This is a genomic window from Alcanivorax sp. VBW004, from assembly GCF_009718865.1.
Classification (GTDB): domain Bacteria; phylum Pseudomonadota; class Gammaproteobacteria; order Pseudomonadales; family Alcanivoracaceae; genus Alcanivorax.
Map to the genome: position 1 here is coordinate 2195163 of NZ_WNHC01000001.1, position 23720 is coordinate 2218882.

The 23720-nt window shown below is 58.1% G+C and carries 16 protein-coding genes; 8 read left to right on the forward strand and 8 right to left on the reverse strand.

Translation table 11 applies throughout. The features are described from left to right. Positions 1-31: 31 nt before the first annotated feature. Positions 32-1222, reverse strand: a complete 1191-nt coding sequence (locus F1529_RS10090; protein ID WP_007148312.1) for a pyridoxal phosphate-dependent aminotransferase — start codon at positions 1220-1222, stop codon at positions 32-34. A gap of 415 nt (positions 1223-1637) precedes the next feature. Here F1529_RS10090 and uvrB point away from each other — a divergent pair, with 415 nt between their 5' ends. Next, entirely contained in the window at positions 1638-3653 is a 2016-nt protein-coding gene (gene uvrB, locus F1529_RS10095; RefSeq protein WP_155134359.1) for an excinuclease ABC subunit UvrB, read from the forward strand. Between the two features lie 148 nt (positions 3654-3801). Here uvrB and cysZ read toward each other — a convergent pair whose 3' ends face one another. After that, the gene (cysZ, locus tag F1529_RS10100) at positions 3802-4578 is read right to left on the reverse strand and encodes a sulfate transporter CysZ (protein WP_290518646.1); all 777 of its coding nucleotides are present in this window, start codon (positions 4576-4578) and stop codon (positions 3802-3804) included. 557 nt (positions 4579-5135) lie between these two features. On the opposite strand from cysZ, the gene smc reads away from it, so the two are divergent. From smc to F1529_RS10130, 6 genes are all read left to right on the forward strand, one after another. Then, positions 5136-8633 carry a chromosome segregation protein SMC gene (smc, locus tag F1529_RS10105; protein WP_155134362.1) on the forward strand — a complete coding sequence of 1166 codons (3498 nt, stop codon included), beginning with the start codon at positions 5136-5138 and terminating at the stop codon, positions 8631-8633. Between the two features lie 55 nt (positions 8634-8688). Then, positions 8689-9636, forward strand: coding sequence for a cell division protein ZipA (gene zipA / locus F1529_RS10110; protein ID WP_155134365.1), 948 nt, complete (start codon positions 8689-8691; stop codon positions 9634-9636). Positions 9637-9839: 203 nt separating this feature from the next. Further along, positions 9840-12209 (forward strand): NAD-dependent DNA ligase LigA, encoded by a 2370-nt coding sequence (ligA, locus tag F1529_RS10115; RefSeq protein WP_370457002.1) that lies wholly within the window; start codon positions 9840-9842, stop codon positions 12207-12209. Then, on the forward strand, positions 12206-12787 hold the full coding sequence (locus tag F1529_RS10120; RefSeq protein WP_155134368.1) for a transglycosylase SLT domain-containing protein: 582 nt from the start codon (positions 12206-12208) through the stop codon (positions 12785-12787). The genes ligA and F1529_RS10120 overlap by 4 nt, the downstream gene beginning before the upstream one ends. Positions 12788-12990: 203 nt before the next feature. After that, on the forward strand, positions 12991-13419 hold the full coding sequence (locus F1529_RS10125; protein WP_007148883.1) for a hypothetical protein: 429 nt from the start codon (positions 12991-12993) through the stop codon (positions 13417-13419). A 315-nt stretch (positions 13420-13734) separates the two neighbouring features. Further along, positions 13735-14640: a PhzF family phenazine biosynthesis protein gene (locus F1529_RS10130; RefSeq protein WP_230457759.1), complete on the forward strand. Its 906-nt coding sequence runs from the start codon at positions 13735-13737 to the stop codon at positions 14638-14640. Between the two features lie 250 nt (positions 14641-14890). On the opposite strand, the gene F1529_RS10135 is transcribed toward F1529_RS10130, so the two are convergent. The 6 genes from F1529_RS10135 to F1529_RS10160 all read right to left on the reverse strand — a co-directional run bounded on the left by F1529_RS10135 (position 14891) and on the right by F1529_RS10160 (position 22774). Further along, positions 14891-15955 (reverse strand): 3-deoxy-7-phosphoheptulonate synthase, encoded by a 1065-nt coding sequence (locus F1529_RS10135; RefSeq protein WP_155134371.1) that lies wholly within the window; start codon positions 15953-15955, stop codon positions 14891-14893. A 633-nt stretch (positions 15956-16588) separates the two neighbouring features. Next, on the reverse strand, positions 16589-17209 hold the full coding sequence (locus F1529_RS10140; RefSeq protein ID WP_230457760.1) for a hypothetical protein: 621 nt from the start codon (positions 17207-17209) through the stop codon (positions 16589-16591). 53 nt (positions 17210-17262) lie between these two features. Continuing rightward, a complete protein-coding gene (locus F1529_RS10145; protein ID WP_230457761.1) occupies positions 17263-19029 on the reverse strand; it encodes a DUF1302 domain-containing protein in 1767 nt (588 codons plus the stop codon). Between the two features lie 869 nt (positions 19030-19898). Beyond that, positions 19899-21104: an acetyl-CoA C-acyltransferase gene (locus tag F1529_RS10150; RefSeq protein WP_007150936.1), complete on the reverse strand. Its 1206-nt coding sequence runs from the start codon at positions 21102-21104 to the stop codon at positions 19899-19901. A 166-nt stretch (positions 21105-21270) separates the two neighbouring features. Further along, a complete protein-coding gene (locus F1529_RS10155; RefSeq protein WP_155134377.1) occupies positions 21271-22191 on the reverse strand; it encodes an SDR family oxidoreductase in 921 nt (306 codons plus the stop codon). Positions 22192-22306: 115 nt separating this feature from the next. Further along, positions 22307-22774 carry a MaoC family dehydratase gene (locus F1529_RS10160; RefSeq protein WP_007150247.1) on the reverse strand — a complete coding sequence of 156 codons (468 nt, stop codon included), beginning with the start codon at positions 22772-22774 and terminating at the stop codon, positions 22307-22309. A 311-nt stretch (positions 22775-23085) separates the two neighbouring features. Here F1529_RS10160 and F1529_RS10165 point away from each other — a divergent pair, with 311 nt between their 5' ends. Continuing rightward, on the forward strand, positions 23086-23709 hold the full coding sequence (locus F1529_RS10165; RefSeq protein ID WP_155134380.1) for a TetR/AcrR family transcriptional regulator: 624 nt from the start codon (positions 23086-23088) through the stop codon (positions 23707-23709). The last annotated feature ends 11 nt before the right edge of the window (positions 23710-23720 follow it).

The window sequence follows — 23720 nt, forward strand, 5'->3', positions numbered from 1 at the left end:
GTCGTCAACACCCCGGGGGTGCGTTTGTTGCTTATTTAGCCAATGCCTGCTCAATCCGGCGGATGGCTTCTTTCAGGGTGTCCATGCCGACGGCGAAGGACAGGCGCATGCAGCCGGGGGCGCCGAAGGCGGAACCGGGCACCAGCGCGACTTCAGCCGTTTCCAGCAGCAGGGTGGCCAGGTCGGTGTCGGATTCCACGCCATCCATGTTGGCAATGGCTTCGGAGAAGTCCGGGAAGGCATAGAAAGTGCCGTCACCCTGGGCACATTTCACGCCAGGCAGGGCATCCAGTGCGGCGGTGAGGTAGTCGTGACGTTCCTTGAACGCTTTGACCATCTCGTCCACGCAGCCCTGATCGCCGGCCAGTGCGGCTTCAGCGGCAGCCTGGCTGATGGAGGCCGGGTTGGAGGTGGACTGGGACTGCACCTTTTTCATGGCAGCAATCAGCTTTTGCGGGCCTGCCGCGTAGCCGATGCGCCAGCCGGTCATGGAGTAGGCCTTGGAGACGCCGTTCATGACCACGGTGCGGTCGTACAGCTCCGGGGTGGCATTGACGATGTTGATGAACGGCTTGCCGGTCCACAGGATATGCTCGTACATGTCGTCGGTGGCGACGATGATGTTCGGGTGCTTCTTCAGTACCTCGCCCAGAGCGGCCAGTTCTTCCAAGGAATAGGCCATGCCGGAGGGATTGGAGGGGCTGTTGATCACGAACAGGCGGGTTTTCGGCGTAATCGCCGCTTCCAGCTGTTCCGGGGTGATCTTGAAGCGGCTGTTCACGTCCGTTTCGAGGATCTTCGGTACGCCGCCGGCAACCAGCACCATATCCGGGTAGCTCACCCAGTAGGGGGCCGGAATGATGGCTTCGTCGCCGTCATTCAGCAGGGCCAGTGCCATGTTGAAGAAGCTCTGCTTGCCACCGCTGGAGACCAGCACCTGGCCGGGCTCATAGGACAGGCCGTTATCGCGCTGGAACTTGTCGATAATGGCTTTCTTCAGGCCGGGAGTGCCGTCCACCGGGGTATACTTGGTTTTGCCGGCCTTGATCGCTTCAATGGCGGCGTCTTTGATATGATCCGGCGTATCGAAATCCGGCTCACCGGCACCCAGCCCAATAATGTCTTTGCCCTGCGCGCGCAATTCACCGGCTTTGGCGGTGATGGCAAGAGTGGGAGACGGCTTGATGCGTTGTACGCGGTCGGAAAGGCTGATATCGGACATGCACTCCTCGTTCATCTAGAGAGTCGTTGGGCCGCGCTTTTGGCGCAGCAATCGACCCAGAAAGGGGCGTGCATTTTACCGGATCAGGCAGGGAATGTCCCGTATTTCCTGTGGGGGACGGAGGGGAGAGTGGTTTTTTGTAGGCGAGCCAGCTGGCCGGTGGAATAGGGTGTTAGAGGCGAGTGACGAGTTTCGAGTTGCGAGCACCACCCCTCAGAAGCCCCAGGTTTTGCCTTTCGAAACTCGCTTCTCGTTACTCGAAGCCCAGTGGTTCGGCCACCAAGTTGGTGCTCCCACAGGAGAGTCTGAGCCATCACGCCTTTGCCATGCCGGCTCTGTTACACTACGTCTCGATTTTTTAAACCATGATTTTGCTTCCTTCCTGGCTTGGAAGGGTAGCCATCAGGAAGACCCCATGCCCGAAAGCCTCTTCAAGCTCCATTCCGATTACCAGCCTGCCGGGGACCAGCCCAAGGCCATTGTCCAGCTGATTGAGGGCATTGATGACGGCCTGGGCCACCAGACGCTGCTCGGTGTCACGGGCTCGGGCAAGACCTTCACCATGGCGAACGTGATCGAGCAGACTGGCCGGCCGACCATCATCATGGCGCCCAACAAGACGTTGGCGGCGCAGTTGTATGGGGAGTTTCGTGAGTTTTTCCCGGAAAATGCGGTGGAGTACTTCGTTTCCTACTACGACTACTACCAGCCGGAAGCTTACGTTCCCAGCTCCGATACCTTCATTGAGAAAGATGCTTCGGTGAACGAACAGATCGAGCAGATGCGCTTGTCTGCCACCAAGGCCATCCTGGAGCGTCCGGATACCATTATCGTGGCCACGGTATCGGCTATCTACGGTCTGGGTGACCCGGCCAGTTATCACGCCATGGTGCTGCATCTGGTGCGGGGCGATCATATTGACCAGCGTGAGCTGCTGCGGCGCCTGGCCGAACTGCAGTACACCCGCAACGAAATGGATTTTCGTCGCGCCACCTACCGGGTGCGTGGGGATGTGATCGATATCTTCCCGGCGGAAGAGGAAAAGGAAGCGGTGCGCATCGAGTTGTTCGATGACGAAGTGGAGTCCATCAGCATCTTTGATCCGCTCACCGGCGAGGTGATCCGGCGTATCGGGCGCACCACCATCTACCCCAAGAGCCATTACGTGACGCCCCGGGAAACGGTGCTCAAGGCGGTGGAGATGATCAAGGAAGAACTCACCGAACGGCTGGCGGAGCTAAAGGAGCAAAACAAGCTGGTGGAAGCCCAGCGGCTGGAGCAGCGCACCCGGTTCGACATCGAGATGTTGCAGGAGCTGGGTTACTGCAACGGCGTGGAAAACTACTCCCGATTGTTTTCTGGCCGCGCGCCCGGCGATGCGCCGCCGACCCTGTTTGACTACCTGCCGGACAATGCGCTGCTGATTGCCGATGAGTCCCACGTGACCATTCCGCAGCTGGGCGCCATGTACAAGGGCGACCGCTCCCGCAAGGAAACCCTGGTGAGCTTCGGGTTCCGCTTGCCCTCGGCCATGGATAACCGACCGCTGAAATTCGAGGAATGGGAGCAACTGGCGCCGCAAATGGTGTTTGTCTCCGCCACCCCCGGGCCCTACGAGCAGAAATACGCGGGGCAGGTGGTGGAACAGGTGGTGCGGCCCACCGGCCTGGTGGACCCGAAGATCGAGATCCGCCCGGCGACCACCCAGGTGGACGATCTGCTGGGGGAAGCCAAGGAGTGCATTGCCAAAGAGCAGCGGGTGCTGGTGACCACGCTCACCAAGCGTATGGCGGAAGATCTTACCGAATACCTCAATGAGCACGGCATCCGTGTGCGTTACCTGCATTCCGATATCGATACGGTGGAACGGGTGGAAATTATCCGCGATTTGCGTCTGGGCAAGTTCGATGTACTGGTGGGGATCAACCTGCTGCGTGAAGGCCTGGATATGCCGGAAGTGGCGCTGGTAGCGATTCTGGATGCGGACAAGGAAGGGTTCCTGCGCTCCGATCGCTCATTGATCCAGACCATCGGCCGCGCCGCCCGGAATGTGGAAGGGCGGGCGATTCTCTACGCGGACAAAATGACCGGCTCCATGGAGCGGGCCATCGGCGAGACGGACCGCCGCCGCGAGAAGCAGGAAGCGTTCAACAAGGCCAACGGCATTACCCCGCAGGGGCTCAACAAGAAAATCCGCGACATCATGGATGACAGCGGCGGCAGCCGTTTCGATCGCAAGTACAAGGGCGAGAAGAAGGTGGCGGAATCCGCCGCCGATTACCTGGATGCCCGCTCCCCGGCGCAGGTGGCCAAGGAAATCAAGGTGCTGGAAGCCAAGATGCTGGAGCACGCCAAGAACCTGGAATTCGAGGATGCCGCAGCCACTCGGGACAAGATTCACCAGCTCCGGGAGCTGGGCTTTATGCGGTAGGTAGAGAGTAATTAATAGTTAATAATGAATAATTAATAGCTGCGCGAGCAGCGGTAACCGTATTGTAAAAGCAATGAGGCCGCGCCCAGACTCTGGCCGCGGCCTCATGCGTTTCCGAACATGAAAAACCGTCTCGCGACGTTATTAATTATTCATTATTAACTATTAATTCTCCACTTAGCTGTTCTACCCAGATCAGCGTTCCGGCAATCACCGCTACCGGCATGATGAACAGGTTCACCAACGGGATCATGGTCAGGGCCATGACGATGGCGCCGAAGGTGAGCACCAGCCAGCGTTTTTCTTTCAGCCGCTCCAGCATCACCTCAAAAGGCACCTGGCGGTTGTCGGCGCCGAAATCGATGTACTGCATGCCCAGCAGCCAGCCTGACCACAGAAACCAGATGGCCGAGGCGAACACATTGATCACCGGGATGAAGTAAACCACCCCCACCACAAACAGAATCAGCACGGCACGCCACAGCCAGTACCAGGTTTTGCGCAGCTCGCGCTTGAAGGTGCGCACGATCATGGCGGGGATGGATTCGTCGTTCATGGGGTGGCCGGTGACCTGGATATCCACTTTTTCCGCCAGAAAGCCCATGAAGGGCGCGGCAATCAGCTGTACGCCAATAGAAAACACACTGGCGAACAGGCCCAACAGCAGAATCCACACCAGTATGACTGCCGCATCGACCAGGAAGTGCAGAGCGCCATTGAGAAAGCTCCAGAAGCCGGTCAACGCCCAGTCCGCGGTGGCGGCGGTGATCCAGCCGGCAATCCAGCTGCCGCTGAGCCAGTACAGGCCGCCAAAGACCAGGATGTTGAAGATCAGAGGGATGATCACATAGCGCCGCAGTTCCGGGGTGCGGGCCAGTTTCAGGCTGCGGGACAGGTAGGCAATGGCATCGGCTATCTGGGACACGGGTAATCCTTGTATCAAGAGACGCTTCACGGATCATGCAGCACGCGCTGACGCGAAGACAGGCTGTGGAGAATGTTACCTGTCGTGCCCCGTGCTGCACAGTGTGCAGGCAAGTTGCAAGCGACAAGCCTCAAGCTGCAAGGGAAAGCGAGAGATGTCGGGGCGTTTTGCCGTTGCCGGTGCCCTGCGGGCATTTGCGGTTCGTCCCTCACCGAGCGAAGGAATGCCTGTAAAGGCGGCCCCGAAAGGGTGAGCGCAGCGAATAATTGGGACGCCTGCGGTCAATCTCCTTTGCGAGAGCGGTCCTTCGACCGCGAAGGCTGGCATATGCCCTGAAAACATCAAATGCGGTAAAACGTGTCCGGGTTTGCGGTGTGCTGCGTGCACGATGAAGCGTGCCGTGGCTTTTATCGGTATCTCGGCTGATGAATTCGACTGCGGTTGTCGCTAGACTTAGCCCTTTTAGTGCCCAGGCGCGCCGTAATCGCTTCAAGGGGCGGCGAAAACCTTTGTTTTTGCCCAATTTTTGGCCTGTTGGCCCGAGTTAAGCAGACACTATGCGACTGAAATCAATAAAACTGGCCGGGTTCAAATCCTTTGTGGACCCTACCACCACCAATTTCCCGGAAAACCTCACCGCCGTGGTGGGGCCCAACGGGTGTGGGAAGTCCAATATCATTGACGCGGTACGCTGGGTGATGGGGGAATCCTCCGCCAAGCACTTGCGCGGCGAGTCCATGGCGGACGTTATCTTCAATGGCTCCAATGCCCGCAAGCCGGTGGCCCAGGCGTCCATTGAGCTGATCTTCGATAACTCCGATGCCACCGTTACTGGCGAATACGGCAAGTTCAACGAAATTTCCGTGAAGCGCCAGGTCACCCGCGACGGCCAGTCCAACTATTTCCTCAACGGCACCAAGTGCCGCCGCAAGGACATTTCCGACATCTTCCTGGGCACCGGCCTGGGGCCGCGTAGCTACGCCATTATTGAGCAGGGCATGATTTCCCGGCTGATTGAAGCCAAGCCGGAAGAGCTGCGGGTGTATATCGAGGAAGCGGCAGGGATCTCCAAGTACAAGGCCCGCCGCCGCGAGACCGAGAACCGTATTCGTCGCACCCGTGAAAACCTGGAGCGGCTGACCGACATCCGCGAAGAGCTGGAGCGTCAGATCGAGCGCCTGAGCCGCCAGGCCAACGCGGCAGAGAAATACAAGCAGTACAAAGAGGAAGAACGCCTGAAAGGCGCGCAGCTCAAGGCGTTGCGCTGGAAAGGGCTGGATGTTCAGGTCAAGCAGCTGGATCACGTGATCGGCGAGCTGGACGTGTCCATGGAAGCGAAAGTGGCAGAGCAGCGCCACGTGGACGCGGAAGTGGAGCGCCTGCGCGAGAAGCACCACGAAGTGCAGGAGCGCTTCAACGAAGTCCAGCAGCATTTTTACGCTCTGGGGGCGGAAGTGGCACGCCTGGAGCAGAGCATCCAACATCAGCGCGAGCGCAAGCAGCAGCTGTACGAGGAGCTGGACCAGGTACGCGCCAGCTGGAAAGAAGGCGACGAGCACCTGCGCATCGACAGCGAGAAAGTGGCGGAACTGGATGCCATTCTGGCCGAGCGCGAGCCGGAACTGGAAATGGTCTCCGAGCAGCAGGAAGCGTCCAGCGAAGCGCTGGCACTGGCCGAAGAGACCATGCAGAACTGGCAGCAGGCGTGGGAAGAATTCAACGGCAAATCCGGGGAATCCCGCCGTCAGGCCGAGGTGGAGCAGTCCCGCATTCAGCATCTGGACAAGTCCCAGGAGCGGCTGCGCGACCGTATCGACCGTCTGAAGAAAGAGCAGGAATCCCTGGATGCTGGCCCGCTGGCCCAGGAAATGCGCGAGCTGGAAGAGCAGGTGGAGCAATATCGCGGGCAGTCGGAAGAAAACGAACTGCGCAGCGAGTCCCTGCAGGAAGAGATCAATCAGCTTCGCCGTGATAACGGCGACCGGGGCCGGCAGCTGGATGAGGCCCGCGAGAAGCTGCAAAGCCTGAAGGGCCGTCGGACCTCCCTGGAAGCCCTGCAGAAAGCGGCCATGGGCGACGATGGCGCGGTCAGCGACTGGTTGACCCGGCATGAACTGGATGACGAACCGCGCCTGGCCGACCAGCTGCAAGTGGCGGAAGGCTGGGAAAAAGCCCTGGAAGCGGTGCTGGGCGACAGCATTCAGGCCGTCGCCGTCAGCGGCTTTGATCAGCTGGACGAGTGGCTGGATGACCTTTCCCATGGCCGTGTGGCGCTGGTTAGCCCCAGCGCCACGACGGCGGCGGGCAGCAAATCCACGCTACTGCGTGAACACGTTCAGGGGCAGGCTCCGGAAGGTCTGTTGGCCGGGGTGTACGTGGCCGATAATCTGGATGCGGCCTTGACCCTGCGTGGCCAGCTGGACGCCCACGAATCCGTGGTGACCCGTGACGGTATCTGGCTGGGCCCGGACTGGCTGAAAGTGGCCAAAGAGGAAGATCAGGAAGCCGGTATTCTGGAGCGCCGCCGTGAGCTGGAGACCCTGGAAGGCGAGATTGATACCCTCCAGGCCACCGTGGATAGCCTGAAAGAACAGCTGGAAAGCACCCGCGAACAGATTTCCGAGCTGGAAGAAGAGCGCGAAGAGGTGCAGCGTCAGGCGAGCCGGATCAACCGTGAGCTGGGCGAGATCAATGCCCAGGTCAGCGCCCGGCAGGTGCGCCTGGAGCAGATCACCATGCGCCGTGAGCGTCTCAGCCGGGAAATGGACGAGACCAACGAGCAGCTGGAACAGGAACAGGAACACCTGAAAGAGGCCCGGGCGGTGCTGGCGGAAGCGCTGGACGCCATGGAAACCGACAGCGGTGAGCGCGAAGCCTTGCTATCCCGCCGGGATGAGCTGCGCCTGCGGCTGGACGAGTCCCGCCAGAAAGCGCGCCACGACCGCGATCAGTCCCACCAGTTGGCCATGGAAGTGCAGGGTGCCCGCACCCAGGCAGACTCGCTGCGCCAGAACCTGAGCCGCCTGGAGACCCAGGTGCAGATGATGGCGGAGCGCAAGGCACTGCTGGAAGAGCAGACCAATGAGGGCGACGAGCCGGGTACGGAACTGCAGATGCAGCTGGAAGAAAAGCTGGAAGTGCGTCTGGAAGCCGAGCACAAGCTCACCGAAGCCCGCCGTGAGCTGGAAACGGTGGACCATGAAATGCGTAACCTGGAAGGGCAGCGTGGCCAGTTTGAGCGTCAGGCTCAGGAAGTGCGCAGCACCATGGACCAGAAGCGCATGCAGTGGCAGGACCTGAGTACCCGCCGGCAGACCGTGGCCGAACAGCTTTCTGAACAGAATTTTGATCTGGATACCGTGCTGCAAAACCTGCCGGACGAGGCGGATGAGCAGCAGTGGGCCCAGGAAATGGACATGATCGGCCAGCGGATCTCCCGCCTGGGGCAGATCAACCTGGCGGCCATTGACGAGTATCAGCAGCAGTCCGAGCGCAAGAATTACCTGGACAGCCAGAACGAAGACCTGGAAGACGCACTCGGTACCCTGGAGAACGCCATCCGCAAGATCGACCGGGAAACCCGGGCGCGCTTCAAGGAATACTTCGACCGCATCAACCGTGGTCTGCAGGAGCTGTTCCCGAAGGTCTTCGGCGGTGGTCATGCGTACCTGGAACTCACCGGCGACGACCTGCTCGACACCGGTGTCACCATCATGGCGCGGCCACCCGGCAAGCGAAACAGCACCATTCACCTGCTTTCCGGTGGGGAAAAAGCGCTCACCGCCTTGTCACTGGTATTCAGTATCTTCCAGCTTAACCCGGCGCCATTCTGCCTGCTCGATGAGGTGGACGCGCCGCTGGATGACGCCAACGTGGGGCGTTTCTGTAACCTGGTGTCGGAAATGTCTGCAAAAGTGCAATTTATCTACATCACTCATAACAAGATTGCGATGGAGATGGCTGCTACCCTGATGGGGGTCACCATGCATGAACCCGGTGTATCCCGTCTGGTATCGGTGGATGTGGAAGAAGCGGCCGAAATGGCGGCGATGTGAGGAATCGGTGCCGCTGTAACAGCGGCACTTCAGCACAAGCAAGGAAGAAGAGGCAATGGGCCTGAACCTGGAAACATTGATTGGTATTCTGGTTATTCTGATTCTGCTGATTCTGGCCGACGGCGTGCGGCGGATGATCCGGGAGCGGCACGGGCGGTTGCGTATGCGCATCGACCCGCGCTATCGCGATCAGGCGGAGGAAGAAGAAAGTAGCGGTTACAACCCGGAGCTGATTGGTTCTGCTCGGGTGATCCGTCGGGCCATGGAGGACGCAGAGCAGGATGAGCGTCCGCCCATGGTGATGGAACCCGATGAAGCGGCTGCTGAAGCGCGTACTGCAGAACAGCAAAGCCTGTTCGACGGTGAGCAGGAACCAGAGCCCCAGCCAGAGCGCACGGCGGAGCCTGATGTCGAGCCCGCCCCGGCGCCGACACAACCGGTAGCGGAAAAGCCGCCTGAGCCGAAACCCGAGCCCGAACCGGCCCCTCGGGTTTCACCGCGTCAGGCGCCTCGCCAGGAAGCGCGGGTAGAAGCTCGGCCGGCACCCAAGGCGCCCCGTGAGCCCCAGCCCGTGCTGGAAGTGATTGTGGTACACCTGATTGCCCACCGTGGCGCGCCGTTCGAAGGCAGTGCGCTGTTGCGCATGTTGCTGGAAGCGGGCCTGCGCTACGGCCGCATGAATATTTTCCACCGGCATGTGAGCGTGCAGGGTGCCGATGAGCTGCAATTCTCCATGGCCAACGCGGTGGAGCCGGGTACCTTCGATCTGGATACCATGGAAGACAAGACCTTTGCCGGTGTCACTTTCTTCCTGAAATTGCCGGGGCCGACGGATGCTATTGGCGCTCTGGACAAGATGCTGTCCATTTGTCAGCGCCTGGCCGCTGAGCTGGACGGTGAACTCAAGGATGAACAGCACAGCGTGCTGACCCCGCAGACCATGGAACACCTGCGCCAGCGCGTGCAGGAATTCGAGCGTCGCCAGCGGGTACCCAGCGCGTAACGGGCCGCTGCACGCATCACGCAACAAGCTGCATGCTTAAACCGGAACCCTGCCGGGTGCAGTTCGATGCGCCCGGTGCCTGCTTCGACACACTGTACATTGTAGGAGCGCCACTTGAGGCGCGAAGCGGTATAAAAACAACACCGGGTTCGCGCCTCAAACCGCTTCCTAAAGAAGATTAAAACACAGGAAATCACCGTCCCGTGAGCCAACCTCCCCATAAAGTAGTCCAACGAGTCGAAGAGCTGCACGAGCTCTTAAATGATTGGGCCTACCATTACTACGTCTTGGACAACCCCAAGGTTCCAGATGCAGAGTACGATAGAGCTTTTGTAGAACTGCAAGAGATTGAGCGTGATCACTCTTCCTTGTGGCAACCGAATTCTCCAACTTCTCGGGTCGGAGGCGAACCTTTAGATAAGTTTGAGGCAGTTGTTCATAAAGAGCCAATGCTGAGTCTGCAGACACTGACGTCAAGTGAGCAGATGGTTGCTTTTGATAAACGTCTCTCATCTTTGTTTATTGAGGAGACGGGTAAGGTTGACCTTTTTGATAATGATTACTTTGAAATTGAATATTGCTGTGAGCTTAAGTTCGATGGACTTGCTATAAGTTTACTTTATGAAGATGGTGAGCTTGTCAGGGCCGCAACACGTGGTGATGGGCATACTGGAGAAGATGTAACTCGCAATGTTCGAACTGTGCGGTCAGTACCGCTTAAACTGAGGGGCGGGGGGTGGCCAAAGCTTCTTGAGGTGCGAGGCGAAGTTTGCATAACAAAACACAAGTTCAATAAGTTGAATAATGAGCTGCAGAGTCAAGGCAGCAAAGTTTTTGCTAACCCCAGAAATCTAGCAGCGGGAAGTATTCGGCAGCTTGATTCAAAAGTGGCGGCCAAAAGACCATTGGAATTTAATACCTATGGCGTAGGTTATTTTGATGGCGGAGAACTTCCTGATAAACAAAGAACTCGATTGACCTATTTGGGGCGATGGGGTTTCAAAGTTGCCGATGAGGTACGGCTTGCTCATGGCCTTAATGAGTGTATTAAGTATTTTGATGAGATTGGAGATAAGCGAGAAAAGCTCTATTACGATATTGATGGAGTGGTTTTCAAAGTTAATGATGTCGAGCTTCAAAAGACAGCAGGGTTTCGAGCACGAGAACCCGTCTGGGCAGCAGCCCTGAAGTACCCACCAATGGAAGAGCTCACCGTTCTTAACGGCGTGGACTGGCAGGTGGGCCGCACCGGTGCACTGACGCCGGTGGCGCGATTGGAGCCGGTGCACGTGGGTGGGGTCATTGTCAGCAACGCCACCCTGCACAATATCGATGAAATTCAGCGGCTGGATATCCGTATTGGTGACACCGTGGTGGTGTACCGGGCCGGGGATGTGATTCCCAAGGTGGTGCGGGCGCTGCCCGAGCGCCGCCCGGCGGACGCCCGGGATATTGCCTTGCCGCCGTCCTGCCCGGTGTGTGGTAGCGACATTCTGCGCGGCGACGATCAGGTGGTGGCTCGCTGTACCGGCGGGCTGATCTGTGGGGCCCAACAGCGTGAAGCCATCAAGCATTTTGCGTCCCGCCGCGCCATGGATATCGATGGGCTGGGTGACAAGCTGGTGGATGCGCTGGTGGATCAGGAGCTGATTGCCACCGTTGCCGACCTGTACCGCTTGAAAGCCGAACAGGTGGCGGGCCTTGAGCGCATGGGCGAGAAATCCGCGGATAATCTGATTGCCGCACTGGAGACGTCCAAAACCGTGGGGCTGGGCCGTTTCCTGTTTGCGCTGGGCATTTTGCAGATCGGTGAAGAGACCGCCAAGAATCTGGCGGACTGTTTTGGTGATCTGGAGGGCATTCGCCGCGCCCCCTTGCTGCTATTGCTGGCGGTGCCGGATGTGGGGATGGAAGTGGCCAAGGCCATTGGCGCCTTCTTTGCGGAAGCGGATAACGAGGCGGTGATCGACGGCTTGTTGGCGGAAGGGGTGAACCCGCAGGCCAGCGGCGTGCCCTCGGCAGCCTTTGTGAACAGCCTGACGCTGGCGCAGTTGCTTAAATCCGCCAAGCGATTGGGCATGAATCTTGAGGGCATTGGTGACAAGTCGCTGGAAACCCTCGGCGGGCACTTCCGCACCGTGGCTGAATTGAGCGCTGCGGCGGCTGAAGGCGCGGGCGACGAGCCCAAGGGCGTGCGCTCCGGGGTTATGACACAACTGGCCAGGGCGCTGGCGGAGAACGGTTGGCAAGCCCGCTTGCAGGATGCAGAGGATCAGGTTGCCGCCCTGGCTGCCCGCGCCCCGGCCCAGGCCGAAAGTCGGCCTCTCGAAGGGCAAACCTGGGTGCTTACCGGCACCCTGGAGCAGCTTACCCGTGACCAGGCCAAACAGGCCTTGCAGCAGTTGGGAGCAAAAGTGGCGGGGTCGGTGTCCAAAAACACCAGTACGGTGGTGGCGGGCGCGTCGGCGGGTTCCAAACTGGCGAAAGCGGAATCGTTGGGCGTTGAGGTATGCGACGAAGCTGCGCTACTGTCCATGTTGACCCAGCACGGCATTGATCCGGGAGCGTTATGAAAATCTGGCTAACCCTGCTTTTGGCAGTACTGACCCTGAGTGGCTGTGCTGGCACACCGACCAACACGGATAATGTCTGCGCGGTGTTCGATCAGCGGGGTGGCTGGTTCAACAACTGGTACAAATACGCCAAGAGTGCGGAAAAAGAGTACGGGGTGCCGGTGCCCGTGCTGATGGCGACCATCTATAAGGAATCCGGGTTCAACGCCAAGGCGAAACCGCCGCGCACCAAGCTGCTGGGCTTTATTCCCTGGAAACGCCCGTCGTCGGCCTACGGGTATCCCCAGGCGCTGGATGGCACCTGGGATTGGTACAAGGACGCCACCGGTCGCCGTGGCGCGGACCGGGATGACTTCAAGGATGCGGTGCAGTTTGTTGGCTGGTATCACTACCAGAGCTACAAAAAAAACGGCGTGGCCAGGAACGACACCTATAACCTTTATCTCAATTACTACGCCGGCCACGGCGGTTATGCCCGCGGTACCTGGAAAAACAACAAGTGGATGAAAGGCGCGGCCCAACGCACGGCATCCATGGCCAACCGGTACCAGCAGCAAATGCAGGGATGCGGACGATAAAAAAATTGAAAGTTGAAAAGGGAAGGGGCCTGCGCGTTAATGCAGAGACGATCCCGCAGCGGAGAATGTCTCCTGGTTCACTCTTTATTGGTTGGTGTTCAACAATACGGTGAATCGCGGCGGTAAACTTGTTATTTTTAGGAGAATATTTCTCGCGTTGAAACTTTCAACTTTGAACTTTCTCCTGCTTTTCGGGGTGTTTTTTGGATAACGAATCCATCGTTTACGGTTGCATAAAGCATTTGCCATTTGGCAATTTGCAGGAGCGCAAGACGAGCTGTTTTCAGAACCGTAAAGCCATTCGGCAATTGCCGCAGGCGGATGAGTGGCCGTTCCTGTGCCGGGAGATGTTTTCCGTGCCCGGCGATGACTTGATGGGCGGCACCTTCCAGACCCAGGTGATTCATTTCGGCATGTCTTACCGGGCGGTGGAGTACGAGTGGGAACACTGGATCGCCAAGTTCGAATCCTTGCTCAAGAACATGTACTGGGTGAATGCGGTGGTGCATCTGGAAACCGAATTGTCCGGGTTTCATACCTTCGTGTGGGACAGCGCCGATGTGTACCACGAACCCTCTGATGCCCCCCTGCGGGTACGTTGTGAATGGGCCCGTGAAGGGGCTATTGCCTGACTCTTCGCTTCATTGTAACGATCCTGTTGAGTGTTGGATTACGGTCTTTGGCCTAATTCAACCTACAGCTAATAACGACTGCTCCATCGGCTCCCGCTTGTAGGTCGTGTTAGGCGTAGCCGTAACCCGACATCTGGCCTCGCTGATTGTGGTAAAAATCCAATGTCGGATTACGCCTTTAGGCTCTCTGTGCCCTTGGGTAAATCGACCTACGCGATACCCCCTTTCCCTTTGTCTTTTTTCCCCTTTCTGTGATTGCATTCTTATCCCCTTGCGGCATAGTCGAGGGAGACGATTATAAAAAAGGTGAGGATGATGGCTCTCGATTATTCGTTGCTTGATGTATTCGCGGGTGCACCCTTTCAGGGCACTCAGGTACCGGTGGTTACCCTGGATGCGGCTAACAGTAGTGATGCCAGTAAAACGGCCATTGCCGGGGAGTTTCAGCAAACCGAAACGGTGTTTATCGAGCCGGGCAACAGCGCCTCGCCAGTGACGGTGTTCAATAGCAAAGGCAGACAATTATTCGGTGCCCATACCATTCTGGCTGCGTCTTATGTGGCCTATGAAATGGGGATGACAAAAGACGAGGGCGAGTTCGCTTCGTTTCTGCTCAAGCAAAACGAGCAATGGATTGAGAGCTTTATTGATAAGGGGGACAGTGCCCCCGGTGCGATTCAGTTTGCCCGGGTGCTGACACCGACCATTGACCGTTACACCCCGGAAATTCCTCGTCTGGCGGCGGCGCTGAATATTGATGAGAAACACATCTCTTTCAGCAAGTACAAGCCGATGGTGGTGAGTGTGGACAAGCCCACGCTGATTGTGCCGTTTACCAAACCTGAGCACGTACTGGCCGCGAGTCTCAACCCGGATCGTTGGTCGGACCTGTTCGGTGATGTGTATACCTCGGAGCTGTTCCTGTTTGCACCGGGGACCATTACCGGCTTCACGGAATTCCATGGCCGTTTGCTCAACCCGACATTGCCGCGTGATGCTTTCCCTCCCATCGGGGCGGTGATGCCCGAGTTTATTGCTTACCTGGCAGAGCAGGGTGAGGCCGCGCCGGGTACGCATACCCTGTCTGTGGACCGGGGCAGCCATGAGACGCGCAAGAGCATTTTGCATGCAGAATTCGACAAGCGCCCGGGCAAGGAAGTGCGCTGCCGCATTGGTGGCAACGTAATCAAGATGGGGACGGGATCACTGTTGTATTCGTGACCCTAAACTATTCGTTACCTGAGCGATTTTTCAGATAGACGACGAAGGCCACCGTGGCGATGACGCAAAGGAATACCACGAAAGCGGTGATCAGTTGATCGAGAGTCAGGTTATTGAGCATGTGGGGTTCCTTGCGGAGTCGTCGGCCCTGAGAATCGTTAAAGTATGGCAGCGCAAGCGGTGCTTGCAACGTTCACGTCACACCCCTCCCGCAATGGGAGGAGTGTGGGTTGCCTTATCCTGTTTCATCTTACTTAATCGCACACAATTCTGACCGGGTTTTGTCCCATCCCAGGCAGCCATCGGTGATAGAAAGGCCGTATTGAAGCGGTTTCTCCTGGCCTTGCCTGCCATCGTGGAGATGGCTTTCCAGCATCACCCCGGCGATAGCCGTTTGCCCCTGAGTACGCTGCTGTAGCAGATCCTGTAACACCGCTGGCTGGCGCAGCGGGTCTTTGCCGCTGTTGGCGTGGCTGCAGTCCACGATCAGTCGCGGGTTGCAGCCCTTGGCCTCCAGTGCGTCGGCGGCGCGTTGCACGCTGGCGGCATCGTAGTTGGGGCCGTCGTGGCCGCCGCGGAGCACCAGGTGGGTATCCGGATTGCCGGCGGTTTGCAGCAGGGCGCTGTGACCGTGCTCATCCATGCCCAGATGCGTGTGTGGGTGGATGGCCGCGCCCATGGCGTCGCAGGCCACGCCGATGCTGCCATCGGTACCATTCTTGAACCCCACTGGCAGGGGCAGGCCACTGACCATTTCCCGGTGAATCTGCGATTCCGTGGTGCGTGCGCCGATGGCCGCCCAACTCAGCAGGTCGCCCAGGTAATCGGCGGCCATGGGGTGCAGTAGCTCGGTGGCGAGTGGCAAACCCAGCCGGGCCAGATCCAGCAGCAGGTGGCGAGACACATTCAACCCGGTGGCAATGTCATTGCTGCCATCCAGATGCGGGTCGTAGAGCATGCCTTTCCAGCCCACAGTGGTACGGGGCTTTTCCACGTAGGCGCGCATGACGATGAAGATTTTGTCGTCCAGCTGCGTAGCCAGCTCCGCCAGGCGGTGGCCGTATTCCAGGGCGGATTGGGGGTCGTGGAGGGAGCAGGGCCCGGTGATCACCAGCAGGCGGGAGTCTTCGCCATTGAGAATGTTGCGAATGGTCTGGCGCTGGTGCTCAATTTGCGCGGCGAGTGCGGCATCCACCGGCAGGCGCTGACGCAGTACCGTGGGCGAGGGCAGCGGCAGGCTGCGTCGCGGCGAGGCCTGATGGTCGTGGATTGGGCTGTCGGTGTTCTCTGTCTGTTGGCTGTTTACCTGTTGCATGATCTTCCCTTAATACTGCGGCGCGTTATCGTCGCGCGTGATTCGTCGATCGTTGTGTGGCGGTGCGCTGGCGTAGCCAGCGACTAAATCGGGTGGTCAGGCGGTTCGGTCGATAGCGATACATGGTGTTGTCCCTGTGTTGCATTTGTCTGTTTGTCTGGGCAATAAAAAACCCCGGGCGGGTTACCGGCCGGGGTTTCATGTGTTCGGCAGGCGTCCCTTAACGGGCGCGCCTGAGTACTGATCAGGCGCGCGAGCGGCTAAACCAATACCCGTAATAAGACGCAGCAGACACCGCCATACCGGCCATTGGGCCAGTCAGGGTACGTGTGTTGAGCTGTGCTGCGTGCATGGTCATGTCTCTTGAATTCGCTTCATTGAAGGTCAAAGAGTAGCGGCAGCGCGGGGATGGTGCAAGAGGCTGGAGTCATACTGCACGATAGCCGGTGGCTATTTCTGGATGCGGGTAGTAGTGCTTTCGTGGCCACCGCAATCACGCGCAGCAGGACGATTTAGCGTGATGCATGCAGCGTGAAGCATGTTGCGGTCGCAGAGCGACAAAAAAAACGCCCACCGAAGTGGGCGAGGAAGGTGGAGACAATCCACATTTAAGACAAGACGGAGAAAACAGAATCAGAAGATGTTGGCATCCTCAATGGCGTCGGTAATGGTTTTGGCATAGTGGTCCGCGCCTTTTTCCAGCCCCTTGAAGCCGCCGGTGTTGAAGCTGACGGTCTTGCCGGTCCAGACGATGGCCTTTTGCTCCACGTCCCACAGCTCCAGGCGAGCGGTGTAGATATCTTCGTTGATAAAGAAGTCCGGGCTGTAAACCTGCGGGGTCATGGTCATGCCGGCGCTGGCCGGAATGGCCACGCCTGGATCGCCTTTGACCTCAGTGGTTTCCGTGGTCAGGTCTTCCAGATGGATCGCCAGAGCACTGTCAAAACCGTTATCTCTCATGCGCTTGGCCAGGTAGTCCAGGCTTTTGCCTTCGACGCCCTTGTCGCCATAAACGGTGTAAGCTGCGGTGGCTTTTACGCCCATGGCCGCAAACTTGGCCACAATGGCATCTTCCAGATGTTCACGCAGTTCATGATCGACCAGCACGCCAACCACCAGGGATTGGTACGGGCCCTTTGGTGCAGGCTGGGAGCCGGTTTCGGCGCTGATGACTTTGGTGTCGTGATAGCCGCTGGCACAGGCAGTAAGCAGTACAGCGAACAGGGCCACCAGGGTAAATTGCAATTTTTTCATGGTTTCCATCCTCTTGAGAAAAGCCGGCCGTGGCCGGCTGTTTCACTATCCGTTTAGAAGTTGTAGGTGGTGCTCAGGGACAGGTAATCCCGGTCTTCGACCACGCTGTACTCTTCGTCGTTATAGGTTGTATAGGACAGGTTGGCGCTGAGTTGTTTGTAGGCCATGCCCAGGCTTACGCCGACGGTACGCTCGTCTTCATGCATGGCGTCGTCGCTGGAGTAACCCTCAACACCGTGCTGGAAGGTCAGGCCAGGGGTCAATGAGACCGCGCCGATGGCGTTGGCGTAGGTGGAGGTCAGGCTCAGCTGATAGCCCCAGCTGAAGTCGGTGACATAACCGTCTTCTCCCAGTTCGCCGACACCAAAGTTGGTGTGGCGACGGAAGCGCATCTGGTCCTGCTTGGGTAGATCAGGAATAAATTCCGAGCCCACCTGCATGGAAACGACGGTTTTCTGCGCGCCCATCAACTTGGGGATGATGGTGGTGAAGGCCAGCTCGGCACGCTGAATGTCAAACTCCTCAAAGCCGTGCACTTCGCTGCCGGAGTTGTAGACGTAGTCGATGGTGCCCTGCGGGATGGTCGCGAACCCTGAAGCTGCCGCAGCGGGAACGCCGTTGGCTTCCAGTACGCGAGCCGTGGTCATGTCCGGGGTATTGATCTGGATCGGCATGTCCGGCAGGTAGCTCAGGTTCAGCGCCAGGTTGCCCACGCCTTCAAAGGTCTTGTCGGCGGTGAGGCCGAATACCTGAATGTCTTCCGGGTATTCATAGAAGTAGGCGATATCGTTGCCTGCGGTGATGCCCTGGGGAAGCGGGCTGTCTTCCTTGGTCACCGAGTAGTAAGGCAGTCGGCTGTGATAATTGAAGAAGTAGGTGCCGATCTTGGCCTTGGATTCCGGGAACGCGTAGTCAAACTTCAGGCCGTACTGGCCGCCGTCCTTGGGTTCATTTTCATCCCTGCGGGGAATGTAGGCACCGGCGTTGTAGGCATCCTGGTTCGGGATGACGGCGGAGCTGGAAAAGGTGGCATCACAGCCCAGTGCGGTGTTGTCCAGGGTAGAGAAAAAGGTCCCGCAACCGTCCAGATTCGCCGCACGCCACTCATACTGATAGAAGGACTTCATGCTCAGGCGGTCAGTGAAGTTGTAATCCACGGTGACCATGCCAGAGGGCGTCAGAAATTCCGTGTATTCCGACCCGGGGCGGTGCAATGCGGCCAGGTCGACCGCATTCAGTGAGCTGAAGGAGCCGCGTGAATAAAGGCTACGGCCCCACAGGAGCAGTTTACGACCTGCTGCCACTTTCAGGGGTTGTTCGTTCACCTGGAAGGTGCCGTGGGCAAAGACCTGCTGGAACGTTGCGCCCTGGAACTGGGAATTGCGATGGAAGCCGTCGTCGCTCAGCTTTCCCCCCTGGAATTCATTGGGGTAGTTGCCATGGGGAACATAGCCTTCCTTCTGGGTGTAGTCGTACCAGGTCTTGGCCTGTACGAAGAGGCCGTAGTTCTTGTACTGCAGGTTGAAGTCACCGATGGCCTTGACCACGGAGGAAACCACTTCGCCACCGTCATAGTTCAGGTTACCGTCATCGGAGACCGCAGAGCCTGAGGTGCCGCCGGGGGTGTCACCGGCGAACAGGTTTTCCTTGCTGGCAGATTCCATCCGGGAGATGGCGCCCACGGAGGCCTTCAGGTTCCATTTGGCACTGAAGTCATCGTTGAACTTGTATTCACCGCCGGCCATGGCCGGGGCGGCAGCTGACAGCAGGCCCAGGGCCAGGACGCTGCTGTAGCCGACAGCGATTGCTTTGCTTCGCATTATTTTGCTCTCCCACTGCACCGGGGATGAACCGGGCAGACATTCCGTTTGTTGTTGTGAACGTTGTTGTAGCGCACTGCTGAAACTCGCCCGGTCCCATCGGGCGTTAAATTCCTGACTTGGAAGATTACGAAATTCTTTTTTTGAACAATGATTCCGAAAACCGGCAAGTCACGCTCAATTCATACATACCGCTTGGTATGTGGTCAAGACGACAAAGGGGGCAAAAAGAGGCTGGAGGGGAGTGTCATGAGGGTGGATCTGGCTTTTTTTGGGGCAAGCGTACCAGGATATCTGCGTGTAAACCGAGAAAAGGAAACACTGGAATATATAAAGTTTACTTTTGAACCTTGTTCGTTACCTCAGGTAACAAGCAAAAGAATGTTTCGTTTTTGGTGATTTTTTTTGCCGGTAGACACATTTTCTAATGATTGTGAGGTGGTTCTCTGTTGGGAGGGGGCGCTGGTTCGTGTCGCAATGAGATTGCCGATGGTCTCAGGAGGCATGGCTACGCGATGAATTTTATCGTCGAAGTACCGTGTGATGACTTTGCAAGCTTGCGGTGGCCAGGGCTGATCCACAGGCATCGCAGGAAGGGTTGGGCAGCGGTTATCAGGCAGGCGTCCGACGTTATCTGCGAAAGAAGTCAGCCTGCTGGAAATCCCCTCGCTTCGCCAGGTTCGTCCCTCAAGAGGAGCGCTTGCAGCGGCGCTGTAGCAGGGTTTTATTTCCTGTTTGTGTGGTTGTCGCGTCTGGCATTCGGCGTTGCGCGTCCTGCACAGTGCGAGAGGTTCCCTAATGCGTGATGCAGCAAAAAAAGGGGCACCAGGCGGTGCCCCCAAGGGGAAACAGAATCAGCGCGATTCCGTTTAGAACACTTCGAACAGACCTGCAGCACCCATGCCGCCACCGATACACATGGTCACGACCACATACTTCACACCGCGGCGCTTGCCTTCGATAAGTGCGTGGCCGGTCATGCGGGCACCGGACATGCCGTAGGGATGGCCAATGGAAATCGCGCCGCCGTTGACGTTGTATTTTTCCGGATCGATGCCGAGCTTGTCACGGCTGTAGAGACACTGGCTGGCAAAGGCTTCGTTCAGCTCCCAGAGGCCGATGTCATCAACGGTGAGGCCGAAACGCTTGAGCAGTTTGGGCACCGCATACACCGGGCCAATACCCATTTCGTCGGGATCACAGCCAGCGACGGCCATGCCGCGATAGGCGCCCAGCGGTTGCAGGCCCAGGCGCTCGGCTTCCTTGCTGTCCATCAGTACGCAGGCGCTGGCGCCGTCAGACAACTGGGAGGCGTTACCAGCGGTAATAAAGCCGCCTTCCTGTACCTGTTGGCCACCCTTGAATACGGGCTGCAGGGACTGCAGGCCTTCCAGGGTGGTCTGCGGGCGGTTGCCTTCATCTTTGTCCAGGGTGACTTCCACGTCGGAAATTTCCTTGGTCTCTTTGTTCATCACTTTCATGACGCTGGTCATGGGGGCGATTTCGTCATCAAACTTGCCGGCTTCCTGGGCGGCAGCGGTGCGCATTTGTGACTGGAAGGCATATTCGTCCTGGCTGTCACGGGACACGTTATAACGGTCTGCGACAATTTCGGCGGTTTCCAGCATGGACATGTAGATGTCCGGGCGGTTTTCTTTCAACCACGGATCGGCAGCGCGGAAGGTGTTCATCTTGTCGTTCTGCACCAGGGAGATGGACTCCAGGCCACCGGCCACGGCCACGTCCATGTTGTCGACGATGATTTCCTTGGCGGCGGTGGCGATGGCCATCAGGCCGGAGGCGCACTGACGGTCCATGCTCATGCCGGATACGCTGGTGGGCAGGCCGGCGCGCAGGGCCGCCTGGCGGGCCACGTTGCCACCGGTGCTGCCTTGCTGCAGCGCGGCACCCATGATCACGTCCTGAATGGAGGAAGGATCAATGCCTGCGCGCTCCACGGCATGTTTGATGGCGTGACCACCCAGTGCCTGAGCCTGGGTGTCGTTGAAGGCACCGCGGTAGGCCTTGCCAATGGGGGTACGGGCGGTGGATACGATTACGGCTTCTCTGGTCATTGCTCTCTCCTGGTCCAGATAAGGGCTGCTGTGAGGGGAGGGTGCAGCAGCCTGAAATATGTGAGAAGCGAGTGACGAGTACCGAGTTTCGAAAGGCGAAACCAGAACATGTTAGCAGCCCGGTTTTGTGCTTCGAAACTCGGTACTCGCCTCTCGCTACGGTTCTTTAACCCAGCTTGATGCCCTTGGCTTTGGCGGCCATGGTCAGAATCTTGGTTACGTGGTCGCCGCCGGCCATCATTTCGCTGGCGTTGTCCATGTTGCCGATTTGTTCAAAGTGGGCGGCTACGCCATCCACATTACGCTCTTCGTCACTCAGGTAAACGCCTTCGCTTTCCATCAGACGTACCATGGCGTAGCAACCGGCACCGGCCAGCAAAATGCGGTGGGTGGGCGCTTCCGTACTTGCCAGGAAGAGCACGGCCGGGGTGATTTCCTTCGGCTCCAGCATGGCGAGCACTTCCGGGGGCATCAGGTCTTCGGTCATGCGAGTGGCGGCGGTAGGGGCGATGCAGTTCACCTTGATGTTGTACTTTTCACCTTCCAGGCACAGGGTGTTCATCAACCCGGCGACAGCGGTCTTGGCGGCGCCGTAATTTGCCTGGCCGAAGTTGCCGTACAGGCCCGAGGTGGAGGTGGTCATCACGATGCGGCCATAGCCTTGCTCACGCATGATTGGCCAAACGGCCTTGCTGCAGATTTGTGAGCCGGTGAGATGGACGGCCACCACCTTGTCCCAGTCGTCCTGGGTCATCTTGACGAAGCTCTTGTCGCGCAGAATGCCGGCGTTGTTGATCAGCACGTCGATACGGCCCCAGGTATCCATGACCTCTTTGACCATGGCCTCAACCTGGGTCACGTTGGACACATCCGCGCCATTGGCAATGGCGTCGCCACCGGCGGCCTTGATTTCAGCAACCACCTGTTCGGCGGCTTCACTGGAGCCACCGCTACCATCGCGGGCCCCCCCGAAATCATTGACCACCACCTTGGCGCCGAGTTTAGCCAGTTCCAGGGCGTGGGATTTGCCCAGGCCGTTGCCCGCGCCGGTGACAATGGCCACCTGATCATCAAAACGAATTGTCATGCTTCTTTACTCCTGAAGATAAGTTGCGAGTACCGAGTTACGAGAAGCGAAAGCAAGGCCGAACCCGGGCTTTGGTTTTCGCTACTCGTTACTCGCAGCTCGTCGTTCGCGACTGTTATTTGACGATTGCCAGGCTCAACCATTCCGCAATCAAGGCGGGTTTTTCCTGCCCTTCGATCTCGACCTGCACCCCGTGGCGAAGTTGCCATTCATTGTCGGAGCGCTGTTTGACTTCCAGCAGGGTGAACGAGCCTCGGATTTTGCTGCCTTCGCGGACCGGGTTCATGAAGCGAACCTTGTCGAAACCGTAGTTGATGCCCATGACCTGCCCCTTGATGGTGGGCAGTACATCAATGGCCATGGCAGACAGCAGTGACAGGGACAAAAAGCCGTGGGCGATGGTGGCGCCGAAGGGGCTTTCCTTGGCGGCTCGTTCCGGGTCGGTGTGGATCCACTGGGGATCTTCAGTCAACTCGGCAAAGCCGTCGATGCGCTGTTGGTCGACGGTGCGCCACTGAGATTCGCCAACGTTCTTGCCAACGTTTGCCTGCAGCTCTTCGATGCTGGTTTGCTGTTTGCTCATGGTGCTCTCCCGTTGGTGGCCCGGATAATGGCTACCGAGACCTGCTTTTCAAAATGTTGTTTTAAAAAGAATCAGTATGCGAGCGGCGTAATCAGCCGTAAAGGGTGAAAAGCGCCATGGAGGGCGAGAAATCCGTCATGGCTTGCCTGTGTGGTCAATGGTGGCTCTATCAAGTTATGTCAGACTCCAGTCGCAAACCGTCCCAAGAGCGAGCAGACACAAAGAAAGGCGGTTGCAGGGCTCCTTTAAATCACCGTGGCGGAAGGGTGAAGGGGGCAAAAGGCAAGGATGAAAGGACGGGAGACACGAGTATGGCGAATCCGAATGAGGCATTGGTAAACGAACCGCGTGAAGCGATTCTCGACGCGGCCGCGCTGTGTTTCATGGAGCGGGGATTCAATGCGACCAGTATTGATGATATTGCCCGTCGCCTGTCTGCCACCAAGGGCATGGTGTATCACTATTTTAGCTCCAAGGCAGAGCTCTTTTTCGAGATTCACCACCGTGCCATGGATGCGCTGTTTGACGGTCTGACCCCGATTGCTGAATCCGGGTTACCCGCCCCGGAACGTTTTACCGCCATGGCGGAAAGCTATGTGCGCACCCTCATTCTGACTCAGCCTTATCAGCGCACGGTCTCGGAAGCGGTGCAGATGTTATTGCGTAGTAGCACCACAGCGGAGCAGCGTGCCCAGCTGGAACGCCTCCAGGCCCGGCGCAATCGCTGTGAAGAATTGTTTATGGCCGTTCTGGAAGAAGGCATTGGCAATGGCACCATGCAGGCAGTTCGCCCCCGGGTGTCCATCAAGCCGGTGTTCGGAGCGATGAACTCGGTGATTCAGTGGTACCACCCCCGCGAGGGCGATACGCCGGCACAACTCACCGAGTTGATCAACGAAGTGGTGCAGGTGTCGCTGCGTGGGGTGATGAAGTGACATCAAGCCAG

Excerpts from the sequence above, each read along its gene's own strand:
- F1529_RS10130 (WP_230457759.1), top strand. The coding sequence starts at position 13,735 with ATGGCTCTCGATTATTCGTTGCTTGATGTATTCGCGGGTGCACCCTTT.
- F1529_RS10120 (WP_155134368.1), top strand. The coding sequence starts at position 12,206 with ATGAAAATCTGGCTAACCCTGCTTTTGGCAGTACTGACCCTGAGTGGC.
- smc (WP_155134362.1), top strand. The coding sequence starts at position 5,136 with ATGCGACTGAAATCAATAAAACTGGCCGGGTTCAAATCCTTTGTGGAC.
- F1529_RS10155 (WP_155134377.1), bottom strand. The coding sequence starts at position 22,191 with ATGACAATTCGTTTTGATGATCAGGTGGCCATTGTCACCGGCGCGGGC.
- uvrB (WP_155134359.1), top strand. The coding sequence starts at position 1,638 with ATGCCCGAAAGCCTCTTCAAGCTCCATTCCGATTACCAGCCTGCCGGG.
- zipA (WP_155134365.1), top strand. The coding sequence starts at position 8,689 with ATGGGCCTGAACCTGGAAACATTGATTGGTATTCTGGTTATTCTGATT.
- F1529_RS10165 (WP_155134380.1), top strand. The coding sequence starts at position 23,086 with ATGGCGAATCCGAATGAGGCATTGGTAAACGAACCGCGTGAAGCGATT.
- F1529_RS10150 (WP_007150936.1), bottom strand. The coding sequence starts at position 21,104 with ATGACCAGAGAAGCCGTAATCGTATCCACCGCCCGTACCCCCATTGGC.
- F1529_RS10140 (WP_230457760.1), bottom strand. The coding sequence starts at position 17,209 with ATGAAAAAATTGCAATTTACCCTGGTGGCCCTGTTCGCTGTACTGCTT.
- F1529_RS10145 (WP_230457761.1), bottom strand. The coding sequence starts at position 19,029 with ATGCGAAGCAAAGCAATCGCTGTCGGCTACAGCAGCGTCCTGGCCCTG.
- F1529_RS10090 (WP_007148312.1), bottom strand. The coding sequence starts at position 1,222 with ATGTCCGATATCAGCCTTTCCGACCGCGTACAACGCATCAAGCCGTCT.
- F1529_RS10160 (WP_007150247.1), bottom strand. The coding sequence starts at position 22,774 with ATGAGCAAACAGCAAACCAGCATCGAAGAGCTGCAGGCAAACGTTGGC.
- F1529_RS10135 (WP_155134371.1), bottom strand. The coding sequence starts at position 15,955 with ATGCAACAGGTAAACAGCCAACAGACAGAGAACACCGACAGCCCAATC.